The sequence below is a fragment of the Telluria sp. ZB4P34 genome (assembly GCF_059686055.1).
The window spans coordinates 257,047-269,828 of sequence record NZ_JCASIF010000003.1 but is presented as its reverse complement, the minus strand read 5'-3'; the positions used below and the strand labels follow the sequence as shown (position 1 = coordinate 269,828).

Here is a 12,782-nt window from a genome sequence, read left to right as displayed (position 1 = left end):
GTGGGGTGAAAGCGTCTTGGCCGCTCCTCGTGCAGCCTGATGGTGCATGTGCGAGTGCAGCATTTTAGAGGGCGATGCGAAGCGCTCCCTCGGCCGTCGAGCAGAAGCCAGGTTGGCCGTCCACCCGGTTCGCACCATTTGAGGGCGCGCCCTGCCCTTCTCTGGATGAAGAAAAATCGAATTTTTTAGAGGAAGATTTTTTCTTGGAGGCTCTGAACAAGGAAGGGCACAACCCGGGCGCGCTCCTGACTCCATGCCATACGCATTGGCAACCTATGCAGATTGGGTTGACCGTCCGTCTTGCTGCAGTCGCAAGATCCATGTTGCCCAGCCTTCACTTGCTTTAGGAATTCTTGTCGAGCTTGGCCATGTTAAATAAAAATGTCGAATATGAGACCTTTGGGGTATTTCTTTCCTCACAACGCCCGCTCTCCAAGCGAATTTGAGTGAGCTTCTACTGCGGGGTAAGAGTACGCTGGCTGATCCGCGCGTCTTCATCACGGTTGGTACGCCATGCACCCGGCGTCGCAGACGGCACGGCATGCACGGTGGTGGCGCTCTATGCTCGTGGCGGGCAGACCTGTCTCCGTACCTGCCCATGGTTATTGGTGGGGGCGGAGACGAGCCTAAGGCCTGGTCTCCTCGAGTGCGACATCGGGGCAGCCAGCGTCGCTGTCTACCCAGCCTGCATATGGCGCTGTGCAGCAAATCTGGCGCACGATGGACCGGGTGCTGCGCCGTTGGCGGCAATAGCGAGCCCTGCCCATAAGGATACTGGCGACCTTGCTGAAACATTCGGTCGTCGAGGCTTTTACCCTGGCAGGGTAAATTGAGGCCGTCCGGTGTCGTTTCACCTTATCCGGCAACGAGACAATCTAGAATGTTCCTGCGCGCATGCCACGTCCGGCATTCGGCGCCATGACGCACGCGTCGTGGCCATCACGGCTGCTTTGTCAGCGACAAGGAATCCAGGTGAACCGTTCTATTCTGCTCATTGCCCTGCTAGGCCTCGTGTCGGCTCCCCCGGTCCGTGCCGAAGAATCTTCTGTCTGCACGTCGATGTGCGCTTCCGAACAGGGGCAGTGCACGAACCGGGCGCACAAGCTGACTGCGTTCGACAAATCGCCTTCTGTGACGGAAACGAATCCGTTTGCGCGGACCGCCGCACAAAGCGGCCCGAAATGGTCGGAGTCGGCACGCGCGACCGAGCGTGTTGCTACGCGGGAGCGCTACCGTGAACGCGTCGATGCGTGTGAAGCGACTTACCTGCGTTGTACCCGTGCGTGTGCGCCAGCGGCCGCCGTTGTCGAACAGGCGTCGCGCGCTCAATGAACTGGCAGTTCGTCTTCCCGGCGGTATGTGGCATGCGCAACGACAAAGGCTCCTCCGATTATTCCAGCACCAGGTAGAAAATCCCTTTCCAAGATGCTTTCCTCATCCTATTTGACGCTGCGCGACACCAGCTAAAAAAACGGCACCCCTCAGGGTGCCGTTCTCACATCACGCGCTCAGCTCAGGCGATCACTCGCCCTCACCATGATGCTGCTCAACCGAAGCTGCAGCCTGCTGCTGGTCTTCCATCGCCTGCAGCTCGGCAGCCATGTTGGCCTTCTCCTGCTGCAGCAGTGCCTGGCGCTCTTCCGCCTCCCACACTTCCTTCTCTTTCTTGGCGCGGTGGAATGCCAGGCCGGTACCGCCAGGGATCAGGCGGCCGACGATGACGTTTTCCTTCAGGCCGCGCAGACCGTCGCGCTTGCCCATGATCGCCGCTTCGGTGAGGACGCGGGTGGTTTCCTGGAACGATGCGGCCGAGATGAACGAATCGGTCGACAGCGATGCCTTGGTAATACCCAGCAGCACGTTTTCGTAGGTGGCCGGCAGTTTGCCTGCGGCGTTGATACGATCGTTCTCTTCCAGCAGCTCCGAACGCTCCACCTGCTCGCCGACGATGTAGTCGGTGTCGCCGGCTTCGACGATCACGACACGGCGCAGCATCTGGCGAACGATCACCTCGATGTGCTTGTCGTTGATCTTCACGCCCTGCAGGCGGTACACGTCCTGCACTTCGTCCACGATGTAGCGGGCCAGCGCTTCGATACCCAGCAGGCGCAGGATGTCCTGCGGATCGGCCGGACCGTCGACGATCATCTCGCCCTTGTTCACCACCTGGCCGTCGTGCACCAGCACTTGCTTGTCCTTGGTAATCAGGAACTCGTGCTTGTTGCCGTCCATGTCGGTGATTTCCAGGCGCTGCTTGCCCTTGGTCTCTTTACCGAACGCGACGGTACCGGTGACTTCCGCCAGCATGCCCGCGTCTTTCGGCGAACGTGCTTCGAACAGTTCGGCCACGCGCGGCAGACCACCGGTAATGTCACGGGTCTTCTGCGATTCAGTCGGGATACGTGCCAGCACTTCACCCACCGAGACTTGCTGACCATCCTTGACCATGATCAGCGCGCCGACCTGGAAGCCGATCGCCACGGCGTGTTCGGTGCCGGCGATCTTCACTTCCTGGCCTTCTTCGTTCAGCAGCTTGACCTGCGGACGCAGGACCTTGCCCGAACCGCGGCGCTTCGGATCGATCGCCACCAGGGTCGACAGGCCGGTCACGTCGTCCACCTGGCGAGCGACGGTGACGCCCTCTTCCACGTTTTCGAAGCGGATCGTACCGGCGTACTCGGTAATGATCGGACGGGTCAGCGGATCCCAGGTCGACAGCGCGGTGCCGGCCTTCACGACCTGGCCGTCCTTGACGATCAGGGTCGCGCCGTACGGCACCTTGTGGCGCTCGCGCTCACGGCCGTGGTCGTCGGTGATCAGGACTTCGCCCGAACGCGAGATGACGATCTGCGCGCCCTTGCCGTTGGTGACGTAACGCATCGTGGCGGTGAAGCGCACGGTGCCGTTCGACTTGGCTTCGACCGACGATGCCACTGCTGCACGCGATGCCGCACCACCGATGTGGAAGGTACGCATGGTCAGCTGGGTACCCGGCTCACCGATCGACTGTGCCGCCACGACGCCGACTGCTTCGCCGGCGTTGACCAGCATGCCGCGGCCGAGGTCGCGGCCGTAGCACTTGGCGCACAGGCCGTAGCGGGTGTCGCAGTTCAGCGGGGTGCGGACCTTCACCTCGTCGATACCGAGGCGTTCGATCTCTTCCACCATGTCTTCGTCCAGCAGGGTGCCGGCTTCGAACACGGTTTCCTGGGTTTCCGGGTTGACGACATCGTTGCCGGTCACGCGGCCGAGAATACGGTCACGCAGGGCTTCGATGACTTCACCACCTTCGACCATCGCCTTCATGTGCGTGCCGTTGTTGGTGCCGCAATCGTCCTCGATCACCACCAGGTCCTGGGTCACGTCGACCAGGCGGCGGGTCAGGTAACCCGAGTTCGCGGTCTTCAGTGCCGTATCCGCCAGACCCTTACGGGCGCCGTGGGTCGAGATGAAGTACTGCAGAACGTTCAGGCCTTCGCGGAAGTTCGCGGTAATCGGCGTTTCGATGATCGAACCGTCCGGCTTGGCCATCAGGCCTCGCATACCGGCCAGCTGGCGAATCTGCGCTGCCGAACCACGGGCGCCCGAGTCGGCCATCATGTAGATCGCGTTGAACGATTCCTGGGTGCCTTCGGTGCCGTCACGCCTGGTGACCGGCTCCACTTTCAGCTGGTCCATCATCGCCTTGCCGACTTCGTCCGAGGTCTTGCCCCAGATGTCGACGACCTTGTTGTAACGCTCGCCGGCGGTGACCAGACCCGAGGCGTACTGCTGCTCGATCTGCTTCACTTCCGCTTCGGCGGTCGCGATCATGCCCTTCTTGACGTCCGGGATCAGCATATCGTCGACGGCGATCGAGATGCCGGCGCGGGTCGCCAGGCGGAAGCCCGACTGCATCAGCTTGTCCGCGAAGACGACGGTCGCACGCAGGCCGCACTTGCGGAACGACGTGTTGATCAGCTTCGAGATTTCCTTCTTCTTCAGGGCGCGGTTCAGCACCGAGAACGGCAGGCCTTTCGGCAGGATCTCGGACAGGATGGCGCGGCCGACCGTGGTCTCGTAGCGGGTCACGGTACGGTCGAATTCGCCCTCAAGGTTCTTCGGGTACTCGGTGATACGCACGGTGATGCGGGTCGCCAGTTCGACTTCCTTGTTGTCGTACGCGCGGATCACTTCCGACACGTCCGGGAACATCATGCCTTCGCCCTTGGCGTTGATCGCCTCGCGGGTCGCGTAGTACAGGCCCAGCACGATATCCTGCGACGGCACGATCGACGGTTCGCCGTTCGACGGGAACAGGATGTTGTTCGAGGCCAGCATCAGGGTGCGGGCTTCCATCTGCGCTTCGATCGACAGCGGCACGTGGACTGCCATCTGGTCACCGTCGAAGTCGGCGTTGAACGCCGCGCAGACCAGCGGGTGCAGCTGGATCGCCTTGCCTTCGATCAGGACCGGCTCGAACGCCTGGATACCGAGACGGTGCAGGGTCGGCGCACGGTTCAGCATGACCGGGTGCTCTTTGATGACCTCTTCCAGGATGTCCCAGACCACCGGTTCCTGGATTTCGACCAGCTTCTTCGCCGCCTTGATGGTGGTCGCGAGACCCATCAGTTCCAGCTTGTTGAAGATGAAGGGCTTGAACAGTTCCAGGGCCATCAGCTTCGGCAGGCCGCACTGGTGCAGTTTCAGCTGCGGACCGACCACGATGACCGAACGGCCCGAGTAGTCGACACGCTTGCCCAGCAGGTTCTGACGGAAACGGCCGCCCTTACCCTTGATCATTTCAGCCAGCGACTTCAGCGGACGCTTGTTGGCGCCGGTCATCGCTTTGCCGCGACGGCCGTTGTCCAGCAGCGAGTCCACTGCTTCCTGCAGCATGCGCTTCTCGTTACGCGTAATGATTTCCGGCGCGCGCAGTTCCATCAGGCGCTTCAAACGGTTATTACGGTTGATGACGCGGCGGTACAGGTCGTTCAGGTCGGAGGTCGCGAAGCGGCCGCCGTCCAGCGGGACGAGCGGACGCAGCTCCGGCGGCAGGACCGGGAGCACTTCCATGATCATCCACTCGGGCTTGATGCCCGAGCGCTGGAACGCCTCGAGCACTTTCAGGCGCTTGGCGTATTTCTTGATCTTGGCTTCGGATTTCGATTCCTTCAGCTCCACGCGCAGGGCTTCGGCATCGCGGTGGATGTCGATCGAGCGCAGCAGTTCACGGATGCCTTCGGCGCCCATGAATGCGGTGAAGTCGTCGCCGTACTCTTCGTACTTGGCGGCGTAGTCGTCTTCCGACATGATCTGGCACTTCTTCAGCGGGGTCATGCCAGGATCGGTCACGACGTATGCTTCGAAGTACAGCACGCGTTCGATATCGCGCAGGGTCATGTCCAGGACCATGCCCAGGCGCGACGGCAGCGACTTCAGGAACCAGATGTGCGCGGTCGGCGAGGCCAGCTCGATGTGGCCCATGCGCTCACGGCGCACCTTGGCCAGCGTGACTTCGACGCCGCACTTCTCGCAGATGACGCCGCGGTGTTTCAGGCGCTTGTACTTGCCGCACAGGCATTCGTAGTCCTTGATCGGGCCAAAGATCTTGGCGCAGAACAGGCCGTCGCGCTCAGGCTTGAAGGTGCGGTAGTTGATGGTTTCCGGCTTCTTGACTTCGCCGAACGACCACGAACGGATTTTTTCAGGCGAGGCGAGGCCGATCTTGATGGCGTCGAAACTCTCGTTTTGCTGAACTTGCTTGAATAGATCGAGCAGTGCTTTCATGTATCACTCCAGGTGATTGAATTCTTTACTGAGTACTACTACCGCCGCTTCTCACCGATTTTCGCCGGCGCTTGCTGAGCCGCGTGTCGTAGAAGGCGTCATCCCGGCGCAGGCCGGGATCCAAGTTTGCCGGTGAAATCACCGGGCTTAGGCCCCGGCCTGCGCCGGGGCAACGACTCGAAGGTCGCGGACCAGCCCGAAGGCTGGCGGCCATGCAGGCCTGCTTAGTTGCGCTCGAGATCGATATCGATACCCAGCGAACGGATTTCCTTGACCAGCACGTTGAACGATTCCGGCATGCCGGCATCGATTACGTGATCGCCCTTGACCAGGTTCTCGTAAACCTTGGTACGGCCGTTCACGTCGTCCGACTTCACAGTCAGCATTTCCTGCAGCACGTAGGACGCGCCGTAGGCTTCCAGTGCCCACACCTCCATCTCACCGAAGCGCTGGCCGCCGAACTGGGCTTTACCGCCCAGCGGCTGCTGCGTCACCAGCGAGTACGGGCCGGTCGAACGGGCGTGCATCTTGTCGTCGACCAGGTGATGCAACTTCAGCATGTGCATGAAGCCGACGGTGACCTTGCGCTCGAATGCTTCGCCGGTGCGGCCGTCGTACATCGTGACCTGGTTCTTCGACGGGGTCATGCCGAGGTTGGCGGCGATGTCGTCCGGGAAAGCCAGGTCCAGCATGCGGCGGATGTCGTCTTCGTGGGCGCCGTCGAACACCGGGGTCGCGAACGGCACGCCGTTCTTGAGGTTGCTCGCCAGGCTCAGGATTTCGTCATCGCTGAAGCTGTCCAGGTCTTCCTTGCGGCCGGTGTCGTTGTAGATCTTGTCCAGGAAGCTGCGCAGGTCCTGCGCCTTCGCCTGCGCCGCCAGCATTTCGCCGATGCGCCAGCCCAGGCCCTTGGCCGCCCAACCGAGGTGGGTTTCCAGGATTTGGCCGACGTTCATACGCGACGGAACGCCCAGCGGGTTCAGCACGACGTCCGCAGGACGGCCATCGGCCATGAACGGCATGTCTTCCACCGGCACGATACGCGAGACCACACCCTTGTTACCGTGGCGGCCCGCCATCTTGTCGCCCGACTGCAGGCGGCGCTTGACGGCCAGGTAGACCTTGACCATCTTCTGCACGCCAGGCTGCAGCTCGTCGCCTTGCGTCAGCTTCTTGCGCTTCTCTTCGAAGGCCAGGTCGAACTGGTGACGCTTCTCGTTGATCGATTCCTTGATCGCTTCCAGCGCGTTCGCGGTGTCGTCGTCGGCCGGACGGATGTCGAACCAGTGGAACTTGTCCAGGTCCGCCAGGTAGTCGGCCGTGATCGCAGCGCCCTTCGCCAGCTTCTTCGGACCGCCGTTGACCACTTTACCGATCAGCATGCGCTCCAGACGCTGGAAAGCGTCGCCTTCCACGATACGCATCTGGTCGTTCAGGTCCAGGCGGTAGCGCTTCAGCTCGTCGTCAATGATCTGCTGGGCGCGCTTGTCGCGCTGGATGCCTTCGCGGGTGAACACCTGTACGTCGATGACGGTGCCGACCATGCCGGACGGCACGCGCAGCGAGGTGTCCTTCACGTCCGAGGCCTTTTCGCCGAAGATCGCGCGCAGCAGCTTCTCTTCCGGGGTCAGCTGGGTCTCGCCCTTCGGGGTGACCTTACCGACCAGCACGTCGCCGGCTTGCACTTCGGCGCCGATGTACACGATGCCCGATTCGTCCAGGCGCGCCAGCTGGTTCTCGGCCAGGTTCGAGATGTCGCGGGTGATTTCTTCCGCGCCCAGCTTGGTGTCACGTGCGACGACCGACAGTTCCTCGATGTGGATCGAGGTGTAGCGGTCGTCCTTGACCACGTTTTCCGAGATCAGGATCGAGTCTTCGAAGTTCAGGCCGTTCCACGGCATGAAGGCCACCAGCATGTTCTGGCCCAGTGCCAGTTCGCCCAGGTCGGTCGATGCGCCGTCGGCGATCACGTCGCCACGGGCGACGCGGTCGCCAACCTGCACGATCGGACGCTGGTTGATGTTGGTGTTCTGGTTCGAACGGGTGTACTTGATCAGGTTGTAGATGTCCACGCCGACTTCGCCGGCTTGCGCCTCGTCGTCGTTCACGCGGATCACCACACGGCCTGCGTCGATGTAGTCGACGACGCCGCCGCGCAGGGCCTGAACGGTGGTGCCCGAGTCGACCGCCACGGTGCGCTCGATGCCGGTGCCGACAACGGCTTTCTCCGGACGCAGGCAAGGCACGGCCTGGCGCTGCATGTTGGCGCCCATCAGTGCACGGTTCGCGTCATCGTGTTCGAGGAACGGAATCAGCGACGCCGCCACCGACACGATCTGGCCCGGGGCCACGTCCATGTACTGGATGCGTTCCGGCGAGACCAGGATCGTTTCGCCTGCTTCACGCGCCGACACCAGCTCGTCGACCAGCTGGCCCTGTTCATTGATCGCGGCGTTTGCCTGCGCAATGATGTAGCGGCCTTCTTCGATCGCCGACAGGTATTCGATCTTGTCGGTCACCTTCGAACCTTCGACCTTGCGGTACGGGGTTTCCAGGAAGCCGTATTCGTTCAGGCGGGCGTACAGTGCCAGCGAGTTGATCAGGCCGATGTTCGGGCCTTCAGGCGTTTCGATCGGGCACACGCGGCCGTAGTGGGTCGGGTGCACGTCGCGCACTTCGAAGCCTGCACGTTCGCGGGTCAGGCCGCCCGGGCCAAGGGCCGAGACGCGGCGCTTGTGGGTGACTTCCGACAGCGGGTTGGTCTGGTCCATGAACTGCGACAGCTGCGACGAGCCAAAGAATTCGCGGATCGCGGCCGAGATCGGCTTGCTGTTGATCAGGTCGTGCGGCATCAGGTTGTCCGCTTCGGCCTGGCCGAGGCGTTCCTTGACGGCGCGCTCGACGCGCACCAGGCCGGCGCGGAACTGGTTCTCAGCCAGTTCGCCGACGCAACGCACGCGGCGGTTGCCCAGGTGATCGATGTCGTCGACTTCGCCGCGGCCATTGCGCAGCTCGACCAGGATCTTGATCACGGCCAGGATGTCTTCGTTCGACAGGGTCATGTCGCCCACGAGTTCGTCGCGGCCGATACGGCGGTTGAACTTCATGCGGCCGACAGCCGACAGGTCGTAGCGTTCCGGGCTGTAGAACAGGCCGTTGAACAGGGCTTCCACCGATTCTTCGGTCGGCGGTTCGCCAGGACGCATCATGCGGTAGATCGCCACGCGTGCGGCGGTCTGGTCGGCGGTGTCGTCGGTGCGCAGGGTTTGCGAGATGTAGCCGCCCTGGTCCAGGTCGTTGGTGTACAGCGTCTGGATGTCGGTCACGCTGGCGTCGCGCAGCTTGCCCAGCAGTTCTTCGGTCAGCTCGTCGTTGGCCACGGCGATGACTTCGCCGGTGTCCTGGTCGACGATGTTCTTGGCCAGCACGCGGCCCAGCAGGTAGTCTTCCGGCACCGAGATCGACTTGATGCCGGCGCTCTCGATGTCACGGACGTGCTTGGCGTTGATGCGCTTGTCCTTCTGCACCAGGGTCTTGCCGCTCTTCGGATCGACGATGTCGAAGCGCGCGACTTCGCCGCGCAGGCGTTCGGACACGAACTCCAGCTCGCCGCCTTCCTGGCGGAGGGTGAAATTGTCGAAGACGAAGAAGTTCGCCAGGATCTGCTCCGGCGTCATGCCGATGGCCTTCAGCAGGATCGTGACCGGCATCTTGCGGCGGCGGTCGACGCGGAAGAACAGGATGTCCTTCGGGTCGAATTCAAAGTCGAGCCACGAACCGCGGTAAGGAATGATACGGGCCGAGAACAGCAGCTTGCCCGACGAGTGGGTCTTGCCGCGGTCGTGTTCGAAGAACACGCCCGGCGAGCGATGCAGCTGCGAGACGATGACGCGCTCGGTACCGTTGATGACGAACGAACCGTTCGTGGTCATCAGCGGCAGTTCGCCCATGTACACTTCCTGCTCTTTCATTTCCTTCACGACCGGCTTGGTCGGCGATTCCTTGTCCAGGATCACCAGACGCACCTTGGCGCGCAGCGGCGACGCGAAGGTCAGGCCGCGCTGCTGGCACTCTTTCACGTCGAACGCAGGGTCGCCCAGCACATAGGACAGGAACTCGAGGCGCGCAAAACCATTGTGCGACACGATCGGGAAGATGGAGCTGAAGGCGGACTGCAGGCCTTCGTTCTTGCGGACGGACGGAGTGGCGTCGGCCTGCAAGAAGTTCTCGTAGGATTCGAGCTGGGTAGCCAGAAGATAAGGAACGTTGTGAACGTTGGCGCGCTTCGCGAACGACTTGCGAATGCGCTTCTTCTCAGTAAATGAGTAGTGCATGGACACTCCGTGAGTGACAGAAAGGATGAGAATTCAGGAATTGCCAGTGGTGGTCACACCACACGCAAGGCCTGAAGCCTCTGCTTTCCCGCCAGATGAAAAGGACAAGCGTACTGCTGTGTTACGATATTTCTGAAGCCGGTACTGCGGGTAATGCTTGTTGCCTGCCAGCCCTTGCCACAAACGTTTGACGCAGGGACGACAAAAGAGCCAAAGCCGCATCCCCTCCCTTTCGGCAGGTTTGCAAGCTTTGACTCCCGCGCCGGGCGCTTCGAGAGCGCCCATTGCACATGTATTACTTCAGCTCGGCCTTGGCGCCAGCTTCTTCCAGCTTCTTCTTGGCGGCTTCAGCGTCAGCTTTCGGCAGGGCTTCTTTCACGGTCTTCGGTGCGCCGTCGACGACGTCTTTGGCTTCCTTCAGACCCAGGCCGGTGATTTCGCGGACGGCCTTGATGACGCCGACCTTGTTCGCGCCGACTTCGGTCAGCACGACATTGAATTCGGTCTGCTCTTCAGCCGCCGGAGCTGCTGCGCCGCCGCCAGCTGCCGGTGCTGCCATTGCAGCTGCCGACACGCCGAACTTCTCTTCGAATGCCTTGACCAGTTCGTTCAGGTCCATGACGGACATTTCGCTCACTGCGTTCAGGATATCGTCTTTGCTAATTGCCATTTGAAACTCCAAATATGTTGTGTGTGTAGTTCAGGTTGGTACTTGAGAAAAAAGGCGCGGCTATTAAGCTGCGGCGGTTTCTTCGGCTGCTGGAGCAGCTTCCGAACCTTCGCCTTTTTTCGCTGCCAGGGCAGCCAGACCACGTGCAAAGCCCGAGACCGGAGCCAGCATGACGCCCAACAGCTGCGAGATGAGGACTTCACGGGACGGGATGCTTGCCAACGCGGTAACGCCAGCTTTATCAAGCTGCTTACCTGCGTAGTTACCGGCTTTCACGACCAGCTTGTCGTTGGTTTTGGCGAAGTCATTGATGACTTTCGCTGCTGCAACGGCATCGTCCGAGATCGAATAGATCAGCGGACCGGTCATGGAATCAGCCAGCGGGGCAAACTGCGTGCCTTCGACAGAGCGACGAGCCAGCGTATTCTTCAGAACACGCAGGTACACGCCCTGGGCACGTGCGGATGCACGGAGCTTGGTCAAGTGAGCAACCTGGATGCCACGGTACTCAGCCACGACGATCGTTTGCGCAGTTGCTACTTTCGCGCTCACTTCTTCGACGACGACCTTTTTGTCATTCAGATTAAGACCCACGGTCAATCTCCTTAAATGATGCAGGCAACAGCGCCTGCATCGGTTCGAACACGGCGTCCGAAGTTAAGAAGCCAATCTGACGCGGATACACTCACGCAGCGTGGACTACAAAACTTGTTCGGGTACACCATCTGCGTTGGGTGGTCTATTAACCTCAGGCTCAACTTCTGCCTTCGGCCCAACGGTCTTTGACTGCCTGCCGGAGCGGTGTTCTGCCCGACAGCCCAAAGATGCGCCCCGCGATGTTCCGCGAGGACTTGATGCTTTAAAACTTAAGCGGCGATCGAAGCGTGGTCGACGCGGACGCCGGCGCCCATGGTCGACGACAAGGCGACCTTGCGCAGGTACACGCCCTTCGAGGTTGCCGGCTTGGCCTTGTTCAGGGCTTCGATCAGCGCGACCAGGTTGGTCTTCAGCTGTTCGTCCGAGAACGACTTGCGGCCGATGGTTGCGTGGACGATACCAGCCTTGTCGGTACGGTACTGGACCTGACCGGCCTTGGCGTTCTTGACGGCGTTCGCGACGTCCGGGGTCACGGTGCCGACCTTCGGGTTCGGCATCAGGCCGCGCGGGCCCAGGATCTGGCCCAGGGTACCGACGATACGCATGGTGTCCGGCGAAGCGATCACGATGTCGAACGGCATGTTGCCGGCTTTAACCATCTCAGCCAGGTCTTCCATACCAACGATGTCGGCGCCGGCTGCCTTGGCAGCTTCAGCCTTGTCGCCCGATGCGAAGACAGCGACGCGCACGGTCTTGCCGGTGCCTGCTGGCAGGACGACCGAACCGCGGACGACCTGGTCCGACTTCTTCGGGTCCACGCCCAGTTGCACGGCGACGTCGATCGACTCGTTGAACTTGGCGGTGGCGAATTCCTTGACGATCGACACAGCGTTGTCGAACGCGTAGACCTTGTTACGGTCCACTTTTGCTTTCATTTCTTTGACGCGCTTGGACAGCTTAGCCATTACACACCCTCCACCGTGATGCCCATCGAACGTGCCGAGCCAGCGATGATACGCACTGCGGCGTCCATGTCGGCGGCGGTCAGGTCCGGCTGCTTGGTTTTTGCGATTTCTTCAGCCTGCGCACGGGTCAGCGTGCCAACCTTGTCGGTATGTGGCTTCGGCGAACCCTTGGTGATGCCGGCGGCTTTCTTGATCAGGTAGGTTGCCGGCGGGGTCTTCATCACGAAGGTGAAGGACTTGTCGGCGAACGCGGTGATCACGACAGGGATCGGCATGCCCGGCTCGAAACCCTGGGTCTGGGCGTTGAACGCCTTGCAGAATTCCATGATGTTCAGGCCGCGCTGGCCCAGTGCCGGGCCGATCGGTGGGGAGGGGTTTGCCTTACCGGCTGCGACTTGCAGCTTGATAAAGCCAATAATCTTCTTTGCCATGTCTGGCTCCTAAGTT

Annotated in this window: 6 protein-coding genes; all 6 read right to left on the bottom strand. The window is 61.3% G+C overall.

Annotated features, from left to right (window positions below; all coding sequences use genetic code 11):
• Nucleotides 1–1,521: 1,521 nt before the first annotated feature.
• On the bottom strand, nt 1,522–5,769 hold the full coding sequence (rpoC, locus tag AC56KL_RS08140; protein WP_497179652.1) for a DNA-directed RNA polymerase subunit beta': 4,248 nt from the start codon (nt 5,767–5,769) through the stop codon (nt 1,522–1,524).
• A 224-nt stretch (nt 5,770–5,993) separates the two neighbouring features.
• Nucleotides 5,994–10,103, bottom strand: a complete 4,110-nt coding sequence (rpoB, locus tag AC56KL_RS08135) for a DNA-directed RNA polymerase subunit beta (protein ID WP_497179651.1) — start codon at nt 10,101–10,103, stop codon at nt 5,994–5,996.
• A gap of 295 nt (nt 10,104–10,398) precedes the next feature.
• On the bottom strand, nt 10,399–10,773 hold the full coding sequence (gene rplL / locus AC56KL_RS08130; RefSeq protein WP_497179650.1) for a 50S ribosomal protein L7/L12: 375 nt from the start codon (nt 10,771–10,773) through the stop codon (nt 10,399–10,401).
• A 63-nt stretch (nt 10,774–10,836) separates the two neighbouring features.
• Nucleotides 10,837–11,367 (bottom strand): 50S ribosomal protein L10, encoded by a 531-nt coding sequence (rplJ, locus tag AC56KL_RS08125; protein WP_497179649.1) that lies wholly within the window; start codon nt 11,365–11,367, stop codon nt 10,837–10,839.
• 272 nt (nt 11,368–11,639) lie between these two features.
• Nucleotides 11,640–12,335, bottom strand: coding sequence for a 50S ribosomal protein L1 (gene rplA / locus AC56KL_RS08120; RefSeq protein ID WP_497179648.1), 696 nt, complete (start codon nt 12,333–12,335; stop codon nt 11,640–11,642).
• A complete protein-coding gene (gene rplK, locus AC56KL_RS08115) occupies nt 12,335–12,766 on the bottom strand; it encodes a 50S ribosomal protein L11 (protein WP_020653552.1) in 432 nt (143 codons plus the stop codon). The genes rplA and rplK overlap by 1 nt, the downstream gene beginning before the upstream one ends.
• Between the last annotated feature and the right edge of the window lie 16 nt (nt 12,767–12,782).